The organism is Hymenobacter convexus, from assembly GCF_030580955.1.
Lineage (GTDB): Bacteria > Bacteroidota > Bacteroidia > Cytophagales > Hymenobacteraceae > Hymenobacter.
In genome coordinates, this window is record NZ_JAUQON010000016.1 from 1 (window position 1) to 17,009 (window position 17,009).

Sequence of the window (17,009 nt, forward strand, 5' to 3'; positions counted from 1 at the left end):
GGGCCGGTCTGGCGCAGGTCAGTATCGGCCGTGAGGTTGGCTTCCGGCTGCCCGAGCAGCAGGCCCAGCCGCCGCTGCGCCGAGCGCTGGTCCACCACGGCCTGGTCGAGCTGGTTGCGAACTTGCCGGGCTTCGGCCTCGGTGCTCACGCGCTGCAAGGCCGTTACCTCGCCGGCCTTGAACAGGCGGTCGGTGGCCACTTGCAGCGCCCGAAACAGGCTGTCCTGGTAGGTGAGCTGGCGCACCTGCGCTTCGGCAAATTGCAGGCTCAGGTAGGCCTGGCGCACGTCGCGGCGCACGGTGGCGCGGTTCACATCCAGGCCCCGCTCGGCTAGGGTGATGCCGGCCTGCGCGGCCTGGGCCTGCCGGCGGTACACCGTGGGAAAGTCGATGGTTTGCACCACGCCCGGGGCCCACCGCTCGCCCGTGGGCGCGGAGAACAGAAAGTCCGGGTTGGTGGGCGAAAAGCTGCCGCGCTTCAGGGCGCGCTGCTCCGCGATTTCCTCGGCCGACTGGCGCAGGCGCGGGTGCCGGCGCAGGGCCTGCTGCTCGGCGCTGTCGAGGCGCACCACGACCTGCTGCGCCCCCGCCGGCCCGGCCAGCAGCACCAGCAACAGCAGCAAGAGCACCAGCCCGGGCCGGCGGCGATGAATGGGAAGATTGTTCATAAGCATTGGTTAGGCCGCTGGCCCCTCCGCCGGCAGCAGCCGACGGAGGGGAGCGGAACACGAAGGGCGGCCCGGAAACGGACCGCCGGCAGCTAGGATTTTTTGACCAGCGCCATGCCGCACTTCGGGCATTTACCCGGCTCGCTGGCCGTCACTTCCGGGTGCATGGGGCAGGCAAAGGCCGCGCCCACGGCTTTGTGGGCGTGGGCCTCGTCCAGCTTGTCGAAGCGCACGGTCAGGGCTTTGCCGTCGGCCGTGTTCAGCGTCACGATGGCGGTGCGCACCTTGGCCCCGGCGGGCAGCCTGGCCGTGAGGTGGTCATCGCCGGCCAGGGCCAGCGGCACGGTCACGGTGGCGTTGGTGGTCAGCTGCACCAGCACCGAGCCGCTCATGCCCTTGTTGGGCACGGCGCTCATCTTGGCTCCCAGCAGGTAGAAAGCCAGTTCGGTAGGTTGGGCCACCAGCTCCAGGTGGTAGGGGCTGGCCGAGCGCACCACGCCGCCGTGGGGGGCCACGTGGGCGTGGGTTTCGCCCGCCGCCATTTCGGCGTGCTGGGCGTGGGCGAGGGGCGCGGCGGCCAGCAGGGCCACGGCGGCGAGGAAGGGGCGAATCATTTTCATGGGGCGGTTAAAAAGCAGGGTCGAAAGGGATGGGCTACGCTTTTTTCTCCAGGTCCATGCCGCATTTCGGGCACTTGCCGGGGGCATTGCTCTGGCCGCCGTCATTCATCGGGCACACGTAGGCAGCGCCGGCCGACTGCATTTTGCCGGCGTTTTTGGCGTGCCAGGCTTTGAATTGCTCAATCTCCTTTTTCTGGGCGTCAATCATCATTTGCGCCATCTCCTTGAGTTTGCTGTCCTTGCCGTGAGCCAGCTCGGCTTCGGCCATGTCCATTGCACTCTGGTGGTGCACGGTCATCAGCATGTTGAAGTTCATGTCCGGGTCGGCCACCGTCGCGGGCATATTTTTCATCATATGGTCCATCGACGTCTTCATCTGGGCCGTGAAGGGGTCGGCCGGGTCCTGAGGCTTGTAGTTGGTCGGGGCCGAGTCGAGGCGCTCGGCAATGGGCTCCAACTCGCCGATTTCCTTCTGCTGGTCGGCTTTGATTTTCTCGGCCATCTGGCGCATGGTGGCATCCTTGCCGTCGCGCAGCTCGATGTCGGCCATGGCCACCGCGCCCTTGTGGTGCTCCAGCATCATGTGAGCAAAGTCGTGGTCGGTGTTGCCCTTCATCTTCATGGCGTCCATCTTGGCCATCATCTCGTTCATCGAGGCCATCAGAGGCGAAGTGCCGGCGGCACCGTCCGCCATTTTCGAGTGGTCCATCCCGGCCATGTCGCCGGCCGCGGCAGTGGTATCGGCCGGGGCCGAGGTCGTTGCAGTGGCCGTGGTGTCGGCCGACTTATCGGAGTTGCAGCTGCCCAGCAGCAGGGTGCCCGAACAGAGGGCGGCGAGGAAAAACGCGGACTTTTTCATGGGTTTGGGTTGGGAATTGGAAGTGAAAAAATGAGGTGCTGAGGTGCGGTCTAGGCCTTCACGTTGATGGTGAAGTCACTGGTGTGAATCTGCCCGCCATGGTTGAATTGCAGGAAAACGCGGTACAGGCCGGGCTTTTCGAAGTTGGTGTTGAAGCCGATGACCGGACCCTTGTCAGCCTGGTCGTTGGGGTGCACGTGCAGGTAGCGCTCAGTGTCTTCGCTGATGACCACGACGTGGCCCAGCGCCCCGAGGTACTTATCCAGGTCCGTCACCGGCTGGCCATTCTTGCTCAGCATGATTTTCATGCCCAACAGCTGCCCGACTTTCAGCTCCTTGTCAAAGGCGAGGGTGGCCTGGTAGCCATCCTCGCTCCATTGCATCTGGTCTTTGCTGAACCTGACGGGCGTGTACTTGGGGCCCTGCACGCTCACCACCTGGCGGCCGAGCTGGTGGCCGCTGCCATCGGGCGTGTAGTCCTGAAACAGCACGTACTCACCGCCCTTGGGGAAGGTGAACGCGGCCTTGTAGTTGCCATCGGCCGTGAACTCGGGGTGCTCGTGGTCGAACACCGACAGGTCCTTGCGGACGATGATGAGGTGGATTTTCTTCTCATGCACCACCGCCAGCGGCACCGGCGCTTTCTCGTTGCCGATTTCCTGCGGGGTGTAGGTGAGCGTGGCGGGCTGGCCGGCCACGAGCTGCATGGGCTTGGGCTCGAACTGCATCTGGTAGCTCTTACCGTTGCTCACTTGGTCGTTGTGGACCAGCTCCATGCCGCACTTGGGGCACTTCTCGCCGGGCTTGGTGCTGGTCACTTCCGGGTGCATGGGGCAGGCGTAGGTGTGGCCCCCGGCGTGCGCGGCCGTGCTGTTGGGGTCGGTGCCGCTGGGCGTGGTAACAGTGTTGGTGGCGCTGCTGCTGGACGAATCTGAGGAGCAGCTGGCAACGGTGAAAACGCTGGCAGCGGCCAGTAGTGGAACAAGGAAACGGTTCATGAGAAAGGGTAATGGACGGGAAATACAGGCCCTGAAAAGGCCCTTTGAGCTACGCCTGCCACTGCTGCCAGAGCACGAAGCCCAGCGCGGCAGCCAGCCCGGCGTAGAGCAGGTAGGACAGCCAGCGACGGCCCGGCCCACGGGGGGGCGGCGCGCCGGCCTCCTGACAGCAACTCTTCATTGCGGGGGAGGAAAAACCAGGAAAATGGGGGGAGGGGGCGCGGCCTAGCCACGCGGGCGAGCAAACGAAAAGGCCCGCCCCGGACATAGCATAGCTATGCCGGCGCGAGCCTTAGCGCGTCGGAAGAATCAGACAGTCAGCGACTGGATGAAAATACGGATGTCGGGTATTTTGGGCTTGAGGTGCCGGGGCGGAACCAGGGCCACCGTAGCCGTGCGGTCCCACTTGCCAGCTAGAGGCCGGAAATGAAACTCGATAGCCGCCGGCAGTACGGCCGGGGCGGGCATGAATAAGTGCTTCTGGGCGGGCGTCGTCAGCGAGGACAGCAGCGACGCCGACTTGTCTTTGCAGCAGTCGTGGCTGGTGCCCGGCTTGGTCGGGTGGCCGTGGCCGTGCTGCTTGGTCGAATGCTCCGCCACCGCGCCGTGGCCGTGGCAGCCCGGGTGCGCCGGCTTCTCGGCCTGGTGGTGGTCCATGGCCGCCATCGGCGGAGCCGACGACAGCGGGTTGACCGTTGCGCACCAGCACTGCCCCACGAACACGTTGACGAAGACGAGCAGGAAGCTCGTCGCCAGCAAACGGCGGAAAGGGTACAGGCTACGGAACATAACGGGCATGAAGCAACCGCAAAATTAGACTTATCTCCTCAGAAGAGTAGAGCTGCTTCTTTACCCGCAATGCCGCGAAAGGGTTCCGGTGGTGGTTTGCGCAAGGTGGACGTAGGTTGATAAAATGGCGTTACTGAGCAACTCAGGGCTATCAGCTTCCATTTTGGATATACCCTAGTCTGAGCGGAAAAGCAAAATTATGCAAGTTGCTGGCGTGATTTTATAAGCTGTTTGCTGGTAACTGCCTGATAAAGTCAAGGGGCATCAAAAATAATTCAGGGCCATTTTCTAAGTGGCAGGGTGGATTTCGTATTTATCTGTGAGAGGGGGTAGTAAGCTTAATTCTTGGTGCCCCCAATCAATAACTAAATTTTTTAACCCTTTACCCATGGCCCCTACGCCTACCCCTCCTTCGCTTTTACAAGAAGTCAAAGCTCAACCTCTCAGTATTGCTACCGCGGCAATCCTCAAATCGACCATCCAGTTCTTTTACACGCACAAGGGCCGCATCGCCGCCTGCGGCAGTGGAGTGTTACTAACCTTGGATAGCCGGTATTTTGTGGTGACGGCGGCACACGTTATTGCCGGCAAGTATTACGAGACGTTCGTGATTCTGCCCCCGCACGAAGTCACCCTAGCCGGTGAGCTGCGCATTACCTCACTGCCTGCCTCGGGCAAACGGAAGGACGACAAAATTGACTTGGCTGCGTTGGAACTGACCGACGAATCCCAACTTGCCCGCCTGCAGGAAGCCTACCACTTCCTGACTCTTTCGGAACTCTCCACGAGTCCCAGGCACCTGACGGATGTTTACCTGTCCGTTGGCTTTCCAGCGGCGAAGACCAAGTCTTTTGATGGCCAAGTGAAATCAGCACCATACCCGCTTCAGACCCAACTAACAGGTGAATTTGATTATGCCCGGTCCGGGCTCCACCCGGCTACTCACCTCGTGCTCGACTTTACGGGCGACGTGCTGTCGGCCACCAATCCCCAGCCGCACAAGCGCCCCAAAATGGAAGGCATCAGCGGCAGCGGCCTCTGGGATACGGGCAACTATCTGCTGCACGACCCTGCCTTGGAAAAGAAGCTGGTGGGCATCGTAACCGAAGAGTTGACGCTCAACCGAAAGAAGTACCTGCTTGTGACCCGAACCACCGTGCTGCTGGAGTTTTTACGCCAGAGCTTCGGCTTGCAAATCCCCGTTTCCACGACCGTTAAGGTAAACTTGGGGTCTGCCCGGTGGCGCTACGCTGAATGGCAGGCAAAACAGGCTGCCAAGGATGGTGGTATGGCGGTATAGGCCGTCAAATTATGCAATTCTGGGGCGGTATTTAGTACCAACTTCGCCAAAGGCTAGCCGTTCCTTTGTAGTGTGAATATGGGCTTTTGCCAGCCGGCTAAACTGCTCAAAAACCACTCATTACGCCGCTTTTATGGAACCTGCCACTAAAACCGAAACCCTCGACATCGAAGGCATGACCTGCGCGTCGTGCGCGTCCTTCGTTGAGAAGTCGCTCAGCCGCACGCCCGGCGTGCAGCGGGCGATGGTCAACTTTGCCACCGAGAAGGCCACTGTGGACTACGTGCCCACCCAAGCCTCCCCGGCTACGCTGAAGGAAGCCGTCATTAACGCCGGCTACGGCGTGGTGGAGCGTGCCCCCGATACCAGCGCCGCCGAGCGCAGCGCCGAAATCGACCGCCAGAAGGCGCTGGCCTACCAGAAGCTCAAGCGCCGCTTCTGGGTGGCCGTGGGCCTGGCTCTCCTCATCATGCCGCTGAGCATGCTCATGCTCTGGCCGGCGATGATGGCGCGCGTCAACATGCAGTGGCTCAACTACGCCCTGCTGCTGCTCACGCTGCCCGTGCTGCTTTATAGCGGGCGCGAGTTCTACGTGTCGGCCTGGAACGGCTTCAAGCACCGGGCCGCCAACATGGATACGCTCATTGCCGTGGGCACTGGCGCAGCCTTCCTCTACAGCCTGGCCGCTACCGTGGTGCCCGGCTTTTTCACCAGCCGGGGCCTGATGCCCGAGGTGTACTACGACACAACGGCCACCATCATTGCCCTGATTCTGCTAGGCAAGGTGCTGGAGCTGCGGGCCAAGACTCAGACCTCGGCCGCCATGCGCAGCCTCATTGGCCTGCAAGCTAAAACCGCCCGCGTAGTGCGGCCCGATGGCGCGGAAGTCGACGTGCCCATCGAACAGGTGCAGCTGGGCGATATCGTTGTGGTGCGCCCCGGGGAGAAGGTGGCCACCGACGGCCTCATCACCGAGGGCACTTCGGCCCTGGACGAGGCCATGCTCACGGGCGAAAGCCTGCCGGTGCAGAAGCAGGTGGGCGACCCGGTGTTCGGGGCCACGCTCAACAAAACCGGCTCCTTTCGCTTCCGCGTGACCAAAGTCGGGGCCGACACCATGCTCTCGCAGATTGTGAAGCTGGTGGAGGATGCCCAGGGCAGCCGCGCCCCCATCCAGCGGATGGCCGACAAGGTCAGTGCCATCTTCGTGCCCACGGTGGTGGTCATTGCCATTCTGACGTTCGTGCTGTGGTTTGATTTGGCCCCGGCCGGCACCCGCCTGCCGCTGGCGCTGGTCAACTTCGTGGCCGTGCTCATCATTGCCTGCCCCTGCGCGCTGGGGCTGGCCACGCCCACGGCCATCATGGTGAGCACCGGCAAGGGGGCCGAGCACGGCGTCCTGATTCGCAACGCCGAGGCACTGGAAAAGGCCTACCAGGTAAACACCGTGTTGCTGGATAAAACGGGCACTATCACCAAGGGCGAGCCCAGCGTGACGGATTTCTGGACGCTGCCCGGGCAGGAAGCTGGCCAGCTGCTGCAAGTGGTGGCCGCCGTGGAGCGGCAGAGCGAGCACCCGCTGGCCGAAGCCGTGGTGCGCCACGCTGAGGCGCAGGGCGCGGCCAGTCTGACGGCGACCGGCTTCCGGGCCGTGGAAGGCAAAGGGGCCGCCGCCACCGTGAGCGGCCAAGCTGTGCTAATTGGCAACCGCCGCCTGTTGGCCGACGAAACCGTGAGCCTCTCCCCTGCCCTGATAACCCAGGCCGAGCAACTTCTAGGACAGGCCAAAACCGTGCTCTACATCGCCGTCGCGGGCCAGGCCGTGGGGCTGATTGGCGTGGCCGATACCGTGCGCGACACGTCGGCCGCCGCCATCAAAAAGCTGCAGGCGCTGGGCATTGAGGTGGTGATGATGACGGGCGACAATGCCGAAACGGCCGCCCAGGTGGCCGGGCAGGTGGGCATCACGCGCTACTTCGCCGAGGTGCTGCCCGCTGATAAAGCCGGCAAGGTGAAGGAATTGCAGGCCGAGGGCCGCACCGTAGCCATGGTCGGCGACGGCATTAACGACGCGCCGGCCCTGGCCCAGGCCGACATCGGCCTGGCCATCGGCTCAGGCACTGACGTGGCCATGGAAGCCGCCGGCATCACGCTGATGCGCTCCGATTTGGGAGGCGTGGTGACGGCCATCGAGCTGAGCCGCCAGACCATCCGCACCATCAAGCAGAACCTGTTTTTTGCCTTCGTTTACAACACGCTGGGCATTCCTGTGGCGGCCGGGCTGCTCTACCCCTTCTTCGGCATTCTGCTCTCGCCCATGCTCGCGGCCGGGGCCATGGCCCTCAGTTCGGTGTCGGTGCTGACCAACTCGCTGCGCCTGCGCAGTTTCGACAATCATTAATTCCGCTCCTATGGATACGCCCGCCATCATGGTAACCGTCATCGGCCTGGCCCTCGCTGGCTTCGTGCTGTGGTACTTCTTTTTCTCGGCCCGCCAGACGGCCAATGCCGTGTCTTCGTCCAGTGGCGTGCAGGAGGTAGCCATCACCGTGAAGGGCGGCTACTCGCCCGACGTGATTGAGGTGGAGCGCGGCAAGCCCGTGCAGCTGAGCTTCTACCGCGACGAAGAAAACAGTTGCTCGGAGGAGCTGCTGATGCCGGATTTCAGCATTCGCCGCGACCTGCCCGCTTTCAAGACCACGCTGGTGGAGCTGCTGCCCAAAGAAGCCGGGACGTTCCCCTTCACCTGCGGCATGGGCATGCTGCGGGGTAGCTTAGTGGTGAAATAATGCCGCATCCCATGAAAGCCGACGTCAGCATTGCCCACGTCCTGCCCCCGCCCGGTTCGCACCGGCTGCTGATTAAGAACATGGTGTGCCCGCAGTGCATCCGGGTGGTGGGCGAAGAGCTGACGGCGCTGGGCCTGCACGTTCACCGGGTGGCGCTGGGCGAGGCCGACGTGTCCACGCCCGACGGCGCGGCTCCCGACTGGGCAGCCATCCGGGCCAGCCTGCAGGATGCCGGCTTTGAGCTGCTCGAAGACCCCCGCGACCAGCTGGTGGACCGCATCAAAACCCTGCTGGTGGCCCTGATTCACTACCCGCCGCCCGGCCCGCGCCTGCTCAATTACTCGGATTATCTGGTGGAGCACCTGAGCAAGGATTACCACTATCTTTCCCATTTGTTCTCCGCTTCCGAAGGCCTTACGATTGAGAAATTCATCATCCGCCAGAAGGTGGAGCGCGCCAAGGAGTTGATTGGCTACGGCGAGCTGCCCATTGCCGAGGTGGCCCAGCAGCTGGGCTACAGCAGCCCGGCGCACCTATCGCGCCAGTTCCGGCAGGTGACCGGCCTCACCCCCACCGAGTTTCAGCGGCTAGGGCCCGCGAGCCACGCCCGCCGCAGCCTGGACTCGCTGATATAGTGGCGAGTAAGTGGGTAGGTGCAGAATTAGCAGGAAAAAAGCGGCAGCGTAATTAACGCCGACTTGTTTTTTCCTGTTCATCAAATCAGGAGCCATTCACTTAGCTTTCCGGCTCCTGCACTGCTTATGACCAGAGGGTTACTTGTCGATTTCACCTGCCTTTTTTCCGAGCCCGCCCTGCCCATTGAGGAGTACCTCTCGGGCATCAGCCGGCTACGGCGCTTGCAATGCGTGTCGCACCTGCTGGGCTACCTTAGCCAGGTGCCGGCTCCCAAGCGGAACCATATCACGGACATGCAGCAGTTCTTTGGCACCCACAGCCAGCTGTTTGCCGACGAGGTCTATTACCGGGCGAAGGTGCTCCAAAACCGGGGGCACGGCCGGCTGAGCTTTCTGCACCCCAAAACGGTGCTGCAGCTCTACTACTACTGCTTCGAGCTGCCGGATGAGCCCGATACCAAGTCGTCGGCCGAATTGGAGAAGAGCTTGTTTAAAGCGTGCCTGGTGCTGAACGGCCCGTACATCGCGGAGCAGGAGCAAGCGTCGGCCGCGGCGAAGGCGCTACTCCCGACCCAGCCGCTTGCGGCGCTGGCGTTGGCGCTGACGTTCTCCGACTTTGAGTTGGTGAACCTGCGCCTGCTCAACATCGCCGTCCTGCAGCTCATTAAATCGGTCCGGCTATTCGAGTTTTTGGAGGCGGAGGCGCGTTTTGCCCCGTTGCTGCAAGCCTTTCTGCAACGCTTCGGCTGCCAGGATTGGCCCGAGTATTTCCGGAAGCTCAGTGGCGTAACGAAGCCCGTCATGCAGGCGGAAAATCCGGGGCGCATCTCCGTGGAGATACCCGATAGCCAGCCGGACTATGAAGCTGACCGGGCCTTCCTGCAGCGCTTTGCGCTGCGCGAAGGCCAGAAGCTGGATAAAGCCGATTTCACCAGTCTGCGGGCTACCCCGCTGGTGGAGGAAACGCCGGGCACTTTTGTGCTGCCCTACCCGGTGCTGGTGGTGGAAGCCATGCACAAGGGGCTGTATTTTCAGTTTAATCTGGCCAACCAGTCCCTGCCAAAAAGCCAGCGGGAGCCCGACTGGCGCTCGGTGTACTGCGACCTGTTCTCGGAGCAGTACCTCATGTATATGCTGCTCGATGCTAGCTTTCAGGGCCGGGGATTGGCCTTGAGCGGCCGGGCCATTTTCGACGGCTGGCAGCTGAAAGAGCAATCTGAGCCCGACTACTATTTCCGCCACGACAGCCGGGCCGTGCTATTCGAGTCGAAGGATGTGTGGGTAAACAAGGTTGCCAAGGCCGGCCACGACTTCGCCACGTACCTGGATGAGGTAAAGAAGAAGTTCTACGAAGACGAAGACCAGCACCCCAAAGCCGCAAGGCAGCTGGCCAACAACGTGGACCGGCTGCTCCGCCACAAGCTGCCTTTTGATACCGATTTCGACCCGGCGGAGCTGATAATCTACCCGGTGCTGGTGGTGCACGACCGGCTCTATAACCAGCCTGGCCTGAACGTGGTCGTCAACGACTGGTTTCAGGAAGAGCTGGCAAAGCTGGGGCAGGAAGGACTACCGGTACACAACGTGCGCCCGCTGATTATCATCGACGCGGACACGCTGCTGGCCTACCACGAGGACTTCCGCGACGGGCGGCTGGTGTTCGAAGACGTGCTGGAAGAGTACGTGGCCTATCTGCGAGCACCAACTTGGGCTGGTATCAGCGACGCCGAGGACGAGCAGCGGCAGATGCAGAGCGTACATCCCTTTGCTTTGTTTCTGGAGAATTACGCGGAAAAGCGCGATATGCTGGGCATCCCGAAGGAAATGCTCTACCAGATTCTGCCCATCATCAACCGCGGCGCAGACGATGAATCGAGAGAGTAAAGGAAGCCGGAAATTATGCAAGGAAATTGCGCCGATATGTAAAATCTAAGCGGCCGGCCGGGGTGTTATGGATGCTCATCAAATCTTCATAATATATATGCCCCATTTCCGCTTACCCTTGCTTGCGCTGGCCTTCTTCGGGCTGGTTTTGGCTTCCTGCTCCAAAAGCCACGACATGGACCCCGCCCACGAAAGCGTGTACATGACCATCATGATGGACATGATGACCCAGATGGACGCGCAAGCTAAAACCCAGGACCCCGACCACGATTTTGCGGCCCAGATGGTACTGCACCACGAGGCTGCCATCAAAATGGCGCAGGAGGAGCTGAAAAGCGGTACCAACCAAGAGATGAAGACCACGGCCCAGACCATCATCACCAAGCAGCAGGCCGAAATCACCCAGTTTAACGCCTTCCTTAGCGGCCACCAGCCTCGGCAGCCGCTGGTGCAGCAGTTCACCCAGCTCCAGAAAACCAACATGGACAAGATGATGGCCAGCAGCGACAAGCGCACCATCACAGGCCGGGCCGACTATGACTTTGCCCAGCTGATGGTCGACCACCACCAGGCCGCCATCGACAACTCCGAGGCGCTGCTAGTGCATGGCCGCGAGAATACCACCCGGGCCCTGGCCCAGGCCATTATCGCCGACCAGCGGCAGGAAATTCTGGCCCTGCAGGACTGGCTCACGCGCAACAAATAGCATGCGGGGCAGTAACCCGATGCAAGAAAAGGCAGCCTAAATAGGCTGCCTTTTCTTTTAAGTAATTGGAAGTGGGCAGCGCGCCGGGCGTCGGGATTTTATTGAAAATTATGCAAGCCGGAGCTGATGGGGTGTAAATCCTGGGTTGAAGCAGGCCGTTTCAGCAAGCAGGAAAACTTAACCACGTCCTGATATTATGAAAAAGCTATTTCGCGTTCCCCTGCTGGCCCTTTTGCTGGCTTCCGTTTCCCTCGTTTCCTCGTGCAGCAAAGACGACTCGGATAGCCTGAAAGTGCAGGCGCACGACCAGAACACCATGATGACCCTCATGCACGACATGATGAAGAAGATGGATGCCATGATGAAAACCCAGGACCCCGACCAAGACTACTCCATGATGATGGTGATGCACCACCAGGGGGCCATTACGATGGCCCAGGAGGAATTGAAAAATGGCAAGGATACCCAGATGCGGGACCTGGCCACCCGCATCATTGCCGCGCAACAGGCCGAGATTACGCAGTTTAACGCGTTTCTGGCGGGGCACCGGGTGGAGACGCCACTCGTGCCGGCGTTTAACACGCGCCAGATGATGGCCATGGATAAGATGATGCGCGCCAACGACCTGCGCGTTATCACCGGCAATACCGACCGCGATTTTGCCCAACTTATGCAGGACCACCACCAGAGCGCCATCGAGACGTCGCAGGCGGATTTGGACCTTGGCCGTCACACCGAAACCAAAGCCCTAGCGCGGCAGATAATTGACGAGCAAATGATGGAAATAAAGGAGATGCAGGAGTGGCTGCTGACCAACAAAGGCTACTAATTTCATCCTCTCCTTTAACTAAAAAGCAGCAGGCTACATGGCCTGCTGCTTTTTAAGTTATCCCCTCACCCAATGGAAATGCACAATACTCCCTGGACTCCGGAATGGCTGCTGTGGGTCTGGTTCGGCCTCACACTGTTATCATTGGCCTACGTCGCCTGGGACTTGTTTACCAGCACCCCGGAAATGAAAGTGATGAAGTGGGGCTGGGTGCTAGTCACCCTCTACACCGGGCCGGTGGGGCTGCTGGTCTACTGGTTTTCGTGCCGCGAGCCCGCGCCCGGCACCCACGAGACGTTCGTGGCCCCGCTCTGGAAGCAGGCCGTGGGCTCGACGATTCACTGCGCCGCCGGCGACGCCACCGGTATCATCGTGGCTGCCGCCATCACTGGCTACTTTGGTTTGAACATGGGCACCGATATCTGGATTGAGTACGCTGCCGGCTTTTTTTTCGGGCTATTCATCTTCCAGGCCCTGTTTATGAAGGACATGATGAGCATGAGCTACGGGCAGGCCGTGCGCAGCTCGTTTCTGCCGGAGTGGATGTCGATGAACGCCATGATGGCCGGCATGCTGCCCACGATGGTTATTCTAATGTCGCGGGACATGAAGGCGATGGAAGCTACCTCACCCTGGTTCTGGGCCTCGATGTCGGCCGCTACCCTCGTGGGCGTCGTGGTGGCCTACCCCGTCAACTGGTGGCTGGTCAAGCACCAGCTCAAGCACGGCATGGGCACCGAGCGGGCCCTGGGCAAGGGCGGGGCCCCGGTCGCCGCCGGGCACCAGCACGCGGGCATGGCCATGGCCGGCATGACACACGCCATGCCTCCAACAGCGCCCAGTTCGCCCGCCGGCCACCCCATGCCAGGAATGCGCATGGAAGGCGACGGCCAGGTATCGGCCGGGCGCAAAGCCCTGGTAACGGTGCTTACCCTGCTCATGCTGGCAGCGGGCTACTACGTAGCGGCCCGGTACGGGGACCTCGCTATGCGGCCCGGCCAGCCGATGAGCACGCCGGAAATGTCCATGCCTGGGATGACGCATTAGCCCGCAACGGCAACCCTGGCGACGGATTTTGGGTGCGGCGGCTTGCGGACCCCGGGGTTCTGCGCATCTTCGTGATTCCAATTATCCCGCCCCATTATATGTCTGCCGCGCTACCGCCCCTTATTCAGCAATACAAAGCTGATTCCGAGTCCGTTTACAACACCTGGTTCATCAATAACGAGGAGCGCTTGAAGGCCTTCCGCTCCATTCGGCGCGGGGTGCAGCAGGTGGTCAAGGACATCAAGGCGGGCAGCTTCGGCAACGATTTTAAGGGCACTTCGCTCGAATTCGTGCTCAGCGTCATCAGCGAGCAGAAGCAGGTGTTCCAGGGCGCGGCGCACCCCTTCTACTGGAAGCCCAAGCTGCGCATCCCCGACATCTACGAGCACGAGGACAATAAGCGCGCCTTCGGCCAATTCCTGGAAAGCTGTCTGGCGGCCACCACCGAGCAGCAGCTGCTGCGCGAAATCGACATTCTGGACCGCCGCAAAATCAAGGGCTTGGGGCCGGCCGTGGCCAGTATCCTCTATTTCCTGCACCCCACACTAATGCCGCCCTGCAACACGGCCATCGTCAACGGCTTCAACGCCCTGTTTGGGGAGAAAATCAAGCTGGGCTCCTGGTCCGAGTACCTGCGGATGCGCGACCGGCTGCGCGACCTTAATCAGGAGCACCGCCAGCACCTGAGCCTCGACTACGGCGCGCTGAGCGGGCTGCTTTTCGACGTGGGCGTGAAGAAGATGATTGCCGGCGACCAGCAGTTTGCCACCGACGAGGACCGCGACAAGTACCAGCAGCAGGCCCAAAAGCGCCACAAGGAGGTGCAATCCGAGGCGCAGGAGGAAAACCAGCACACCGAGATGCAGCACCACCTGCTGCGTGTGGGCAAGGCCCTGGGCTGCGACGTGACCACGGCCATCAACGACCGCAACCGTCTTTGCGGCGGCCAGAAGCTCTCCTTTCTCTGCCTCGACCAGCACCCCGAACTGCCCGTGCCGGCCGAGGTGGCCAGCACCATCCGCCTCATCGACATCGTGTGGTTCGCTCCCGGCACCAACCGCGTGGTAGCGGCCTTTGAGGTGGAGAAAAGCACCAGCATCTACAGCGGCATCCTGCGCCTGACGGACTTGGCGTTCTCCATGCCCGAGCACGAGACGGCGCTCTATCTTGTGGTGCCCGATGCCCGCGAGAAGGAAGTGCAGGCCCAGCTCTCGCGGCCGGCCATCCGGGCCGCCGGCGCGACCATCCGCTACATTCTGTTTTCGGAGCTGCGCCAGCACTGCGAGGCGCTATGCAAGTTTGGTGATTCGCCGGCGGCCATGCTGAAAATTGCGCGCTCGGTGTGAGGGACCGTGTCTGTACTTTAGTAGAATATTAAGAGTTGGCTTGACTTTTTATGGCCGAGTATCTGTATCTATGGTTGGTGTTGCTCGGATTTCTGGTCGGATTGGGGCTATTAGTAATTCGAAAAAACCGGCTTGATAAGCAGCTGGCGCAGGAAAAGAGTAGTCTTTACAAGGATTACCAAACCAGGAATTCCGAGTTAAACGTCCGGGAGAAAATACTCGACAAGCGGGCCGCTGATGTGGCTCGATTGGAAAAAGTGTTAACCGAGAAAAGCAAAAGCTTTCCTTGGCTGGCTGGTGCAATTGCGGACCTGGTCTTGCTTAACAACAATCAGGTTGCTGACTATTTGGCCTTTAAGCCCCGGCCGGCCAAGTCCTCTGCCCAGGCAGTGCGCGAGGTAGGGAAAGAGAAACGTATTCTGGCTGCTCAGCTGAAACACCTGCAATACGTTATCAACCAGTACGAAGGCCTGTTTCCATTTCTGACGGAGTTTCGCGAAGGAGAAATGGAGGAGGCGCTCCTGGAAATAAAGGATACGTATGGCGAGCAAGCACCGCAGGAGGCCGACCCAGTGAGTGTTTTTCTGACGGCTGGAGAATATAGCAGTCTCTCCACGACCGAGCGGAACCAGCGGGCCTTGGAGAGATATATGCAGGGCCGGAAAAGCCCTTACCAGTTGGGCCGTGACTACGAGCGCTTTGTGGGGTATTTGTATGAGTGCGAAGGCTATACCGTAACCTATTTTGGGATTGAGAATGGCAAGGAAGACTTGGGAAGAGACTTAATCTGTCGTAAAGACGGCAACACCCTAATCGTGCAGTGCAAGTACTGGAGCAAGCACAAGCTCATTCACGAGAAGCATATCAACCAGCTGTTTGGTACCACCGTCAAATTCTACCTGGACTCAGCGCAGAAAAAGTTAGTTGAACAGCAGCTTCACCTTTTTCCGCAGTTACTTTCCGCCAGTAACATTCTGGGGGTGTTTTGCACCTCCACTGATTTGTCGGATACGGCCCGCAAGTTTGCCCAAGCTTTGGGCATCCAGGTGCGGGAGCAGGTCAGGCTGGGCGCTTTTCCGATGATAAAATGCCACATCAGTCCGGCAACGGGTGAACGGATTTATCACTTGCCATTTGACCAGATGTATGACCGAACCAAGCTGGATAAAGCAGGCGAGTTTTATGCCTTGACGGTAGCGGATGCCGAGGCTAAGGGCTTTAGAAGAGCTTGGCGGTGGCGTGGGTAGTTAACCGCACCCTGTTGAAGATTGCGCGAAACGTGGGGAGTAAACTTGGCTGATAATTGCTCAGGGTTTCGAATGTCGCTAAAGGAATTAGGCGATAAAGTCAAATAAGAGCTCAGTGAGCTTTTCTACTTGGTTTTGAGCTTGCATCACACTGTACATCTGCACGATGGTTTCCAAGTGCGTTTTGCTCATGCAGGCAACGTAACGCGTGGAATAGTGAAGGGTAGCCAAGTCCTTCTGGATAGTGAAAATTGGGCTTTTAATCCGCTTCTGGGCCCCGTGCTTGTAAATAAATGTGTCGGTAGCGCTTAGCGGAAAGATGAAGTCTTCTAATTTGCTATAGTCAGCATTGGGCCTTTCCAGCACGGGCCAGTCTCCAATCACGGAGGGAAACCGTTCATCGGGCTGCGAGTGAATAAACCAGCTGGCGTGAATGTCGGTAAGCTTATTCTCGTCAAACAACGGCAGTAGGGGCAACAGTATACGCTTGGCCTCTTTGATAGCATCCGAATCCATCAACTGGTTCAGCGCATTCAGGTCGACTGGGTTAGCTTGGTCGATGGGCCGGATTTCAGCTTTTAAGTCGGCCAGGCTCAACTCCTCTTTCAGTCGGCCAAACTGCGGGTCGCTCGCCGGTATGCGCCATTTAAGGGAGCTGGCCAGCGCAACAATGCTCACCACTTCTTCGAGAGAAGCTTTTCGGGAGAGAAGGACGTTTTGCAAATCGGCGGCGGCCTTGTCATCCAAAGCTGCATACAAGGCCTCCAGATGGTCTTTGGGCTGGCCGTGGAAGAGAACCGTATTCCGGTCCATCTCAAAGAATATAGCCTTTGGGCTTTGCCGCTGCTTGGCTATTCTACCCGTCTGCTTATCAAGCAAGTAGAGCATTCCATCCGCATCCGCGAAATTCTTAATGAGGAATTGAGGAATGTAGTGGTGTCGGCGTGATACCTGCATCAGCGGTGGGCAACAATTAAAATAAAAAAGCGACTCCAATTTCGGAGCCGCCTTTTTACTGACAAAAGACAGAGTAGAAGTAGTGCTATTTGCCTCCCTTCTCTTTTCGCACGCCTTTGAAGGGCGTACCATCTTGCTTCACGTCCATGAACTGGCCGTTGGTGGTGTTCCGCTTCACGTATTGCTCCGTGACGGGGTTGAAAACTTGCGAACGGTCGCGCACTGCGCCGTTGCGGTGGCCGTCGCCGGCCGGTTTGTTAGTTGCCATATAGCAGGGCGAGAGGGAAAAACTCTCTTTACCTCAACGGTGAGTTTGAACGGAGAATTCCGCGTAA

The 17,009-nt window shown here is 59.9% G+C and carries 18 protein-coding genes; 10 read left to right on the forward strand and 8 right to left on the reverse strand.

The genetic code is table 11. The features are described 5' to 3' along the window. From Q4S41_RS23120 to Q4S41_RS23145, 6 genes are all read right to left on the reverse strand, one after another. A partial coding sequence (locus Q4S41_RS23120) for a TolC family protein (protein WP_305033514.1) occupies positions 1-668 on the reverse strand: 668 nt, incomplete at its 3' end. A gap of 92 nt (positions 669-760) precedes the next feature. Continuing rightward, positions 761-1,288: a heavy metal-binding domain-containing protein gene (locus Q4S41_RS23125; RefSeq protein WP_305033515.1), complete on the reverse strand. Its 528-nt coding sequence runs from the start codon at positions 1,286-1,288 to the stop codon at positions 761-763. Between the two features lie 34 nt (positions 1,289-1,322). Next, a complete protein-coding gene (locus Q4S41_RS23130) occupies positions 1,323-2,147 on the reverse strand; it encodes a DUF305 domain-containing protein (RefSeq protein ID WP_305033516.1) in 825 nt (274 codons plus the stop codon). A gap of 50 nt (positions 2,148-2,197) precedes the next feature. Further along, positions 2,198-3,145 (reverse strand): heavy metal-binding domain-containing protein, encoded by a 948-nt coding sequence (locus Q4S41_RS23135; protein WP_305033517.1) that lies wholly within the window; start codon positions 3,143-3,145, stop codon positions 2,198-2,200. Between the two features lie 49 nt (positions 3,146-3,194). Further along, the gene (locus Q4S41_RS23140) at positions 3,195-3,326 is read right to left on the reverse strand and encodes a hypothetical protein (protein ID WP_262386163.1); all 132 of its coding nucleotides are present in this window, start codon (positions 3,324-3,326) and stop codon (positions 3,195-3,197) included. A gap of 128 nt (positions 3,327-3,454) precedes the next feature. Further along, positions 3,455-3,943, reverse strand: coding sequence for a hypothetical protein (locus Q4S41_RS23145; RefSeq protein WP_305033518.1), 489 nt, complete (start codon positions 3,941-3,943; stop codon positions 3,455-3,457). A gap of 379 nt (positions 3,944-4,322) precedes the next feature. Between Q4S41_RS23145 and Q4S41_RS23150 the strand changes: the two genes are divergently transcribed. The 10 genes from Q4S41_RS23150 to Q4S41_RS23195 all read left to right on the forward strand — a co-directional run bounded on the left by Q4S41_RS23150 (position 4,323) and on the right by Q4S41_RS23195 (position 15,717). Next, positions 4,323-5,234 (forward strand): hypothetical protein, encoded by a 912-nt coding sequence (locus tag Q4S41_RS23150; protein WP_305033519.1) that lies wholly within the window; start codon positions 4,323-4,325, stop codon positions 5,232-5,234. A gap of 133 nt (positions 5,235-5,367) precedes the next feature. Continuing rightward, the gene (locus Q4S41_RS23155; RefSeq protein WP_305033520.1) at positions 5,368-7,635 is read left to right on the forward strand and encodes a heavy metal translocating P-type ATPase; all 2,268 of its coding nucleotides are present in this window, start codon (positions 5,368-5,370) and stop codon (positions 7,633-7,635) included. Positions 7,636-7,645: 10 nt separating this feature from the next. Next, positions 7,646-8,023, forward strand: a complete 378-nt coding sequence (locus Q4S41_RS23160; protein WP_305033521.1) for a cupredoxin domain-containing protein — start codon at positions 7,646-7,648, stop codon at positions 8,021-8,023. A gap of 11 nt (positions 8,024-8,034) precedes the next feature. After that, a complete protein-coding gene (locus Q4S41_RS23165; RefSeq protein WP_305033522.1) occupies positions 8,035-8,658 on the forward strand; it encodes a helix-turn-helix domain-containing protein in 624 nt (207 codons plus the stop codon). A gap of 126 nt (positions 8,659-8,784) precedes the next feature. Continuing rightward, positions 8,785-10,542, forward strand: coding sequence for a hypothetical protein (locus Q4S41_RS23170; protein ID WP_305033523.1), 1,758 nt, complete (start codon positions 8,785-8,787; stop codon positions 10,540-10,542). Between the two features lie 97 nt (positions 10,543-10,639). Continuing rightward, positions 10,640-11,248, forward strand: a complete 609-nt coding sequence (locus tag Q4S41_RS23175; RefSeq protein ID WP_305033524.1) for a DUF305 domain-containing protein — start codon at positions 10,640-10,642, stop codon at positions 11,246-11,248. Positions 11,249-11,444: 196 nt separating this feature from the next. After that, positions 11,445-12,077, forward strand: a complete 633-nt coding sequence (locus Q4S41_RS23180; RefSeq protein WP_305033525.1) for a DUF305 domain-containing protein — start codon at positions 11,445-11,447, stop codon at positions 12,075-12,077. Between the two features lie 78 nt (positions 12,078-12,155). Further along, positions 12,156-13,124 carry a DUF4396 domain-containing protein gene (locus Q4S41_RS23185; RefSeq protein ID WP_305033526.1) on the forward strand — a complete coding sequence of 323 codons (969 nt, stop codon included), beginning with the start codon at positions 12,156-12,158 and terminating at the stop codon, positions 13,122-13,124. 98 nt (positions 13,125-13,222) lie between these two features. Next, positions 13,223-14,470, forward strand: a complete 1,248-nt coding sequence (locus Q4S41_RS23190; protein ID WP_305033527.1) for a hypothetical protein — start codon at positions 13,223-13,225, stop codon at positions 14,468-14,470. A 50-nt stretch (positions 14,471-14,520) separates the two neighbouring features. Beyond that, positions 14,521-15,717, forward strand: coding sequence for a restriction endonuclease (locus Q4S41_RS23195; protein ID WP_305033528.1), 1,197 nt, complete (start codon positions 14,521-14,523; stop codon positions 15,715-15,717). A gap of 87 nt (positions 15,718-15,804) precedes the next feature. Here Q4S41_RS23195 and Q4S41_RS23200 read toward each other — a convergent pair whose 3' ends face one another. Together Q4S41_RS23200 and Q4S41_RS23205 are read right to left on the reverse strand one after the other, a co-directional pair. Continuing rightward, positions 15,805-16,674 carry a DUF4238 domain-containing protein gene (locus tag Q4S41_RS23200; protein WP_305033529.1) on the reverse strand — a complete coding sequence of 290 codons (870 nt, stop codon included), beginning with the start codon at positions 16,672-16,674 and terminating at the stop codon, positions 15,805-15,807. Between the two features lie 85 nt (positions 16,675-16,759). Beyond that, positions 16,760-16,942, reverse strand: a complete 183-nt coding sequence (locus Q4S41_RS23205; protein ID WP_044518383.1) for a hypothetical protein — start codon at positions 16,940-16,942, stop codon at positions 16,760-16,762. Between the last annotated feature and the right edge of the window lie 67 nt (positions 16,943-17,009).

Coding starts and splice junctions, on each gene's coding strand:
- Q4S41_RS23125 (WP_305033515.1), bottom strand. CDS start 1,288: ATGAAAATGATTCGCCCCTTCCTCGCCGCCGTGGCCCTGCTGGCCGCC.
- Q4S41_RS23130 (WP_305033516.1), bottom strand. CDS start 2,147: ATGAAAAAGTCCGCGTTTTTCCTCGCCGCCCTCTGTTCGGGCACCCTG.
- Q4S41_RS23135 (WP_305033517.1), bottom strand. CDS start 3,145: ATGAACCGTTTCCTTGTTCCACTACTGGCCGCTGCCAGCGTTTTCACC.
- Q4S41_RS23140 (WP_262386163.1), bottom strand. CDS start 3,326: ATGAAGAGTTGCTGTCAGGAGGCCGGCGCGCCGCCCCCCCGTGGGCCG.
- Q4S41_RS23145 (WP_305033518.1), bottom strand. CDS start 3,943: ATGCCCGTTATGTTCCGTAGCCTGTACCCTTTCCGCCGTTTGCTGGCG.
- Q4S41_RS23150 (WP_305033519.1), top strand. CDS start 4,323: ATGGCCCCTACGCCTACCCCTCCTTCGCTTTTACAAGAAGTCAAAGCT.
- Q4S41_RS23155 (WP_305033520.1), top strand. CDS start 5,368: ATGGAACCTGCCACTAAAACCGAAACCCTCGACATCGAAGGCATGACC.
- Q4S41_RS23160 (WP_305033521.1), top strand. CDS start 7,646: ATGGATACGCCCGCCATCATGGTAACCGTCATCGGCCTGGCCCTCGCT.
- Q4S41_RS23165 (WP_305033522.1), top strand. CDS start 8,035: ATGAAAGCCGACGTCAGCATTGCCCACGTCCTGCCCCCGCCCGGTTCG.
- Q4S41_RS23170 (WP_305033523.1), top strand. CDS start 8,785: ATGACCAGAGGGTTACTTGTCGATTTCACCTGCCTTTTTTCCGAGCCC.
- Q4S41_RS23175 (WP_305033524.1), top strand. CDS start 10,640: ATGCCCCATTTCCGCTTACCCTTGCTTGCGCTGGCCTTCTTCGGGCTG.
- Q4S41_RS23180 (WP_305033525.1), top strand. CDS start 11,445: ATGAAAAAGCTATTTCGCGTTCCCCTGCTGGCCCTTTTGCTGGCTTCC.
- Q4S41_RS23185 (WP_305033526.1), top strand. CDS start 12,156: ATGCACAATACTCCCTGGACTCCGGAATGGCTGCTGTGGGTCTGGTTC.
- Q4S41_RS23190 (WP_305033527.1), top strand. CDS start 13,223: ATGTCTGCCGCGCTACCGCCCCTTATTCAGCAATACAAAGCTGATTCC.
- Q4S41_RS23195 (WP_305033528.1), top strand. CDS start 14,521: ATGGCCGAGTATCTGTATCTATGGTTGGTGTTGCTCGGATTTCTGGTC.
- Q4S41_RS23200 (WP_305033529.1), bottom strand. CDS start 16,674: ATGCAGGTATCACGCCGACACCACTACATTCCTCAATTCCTCATTAAG.
- Q4S41_RS23205 (WP_044518383.1), bottom strand. CDS start 16,942: ATGGCAACTAACAAACCGGCCGGCGACGGCCACCGCAACGGCGCAGTG.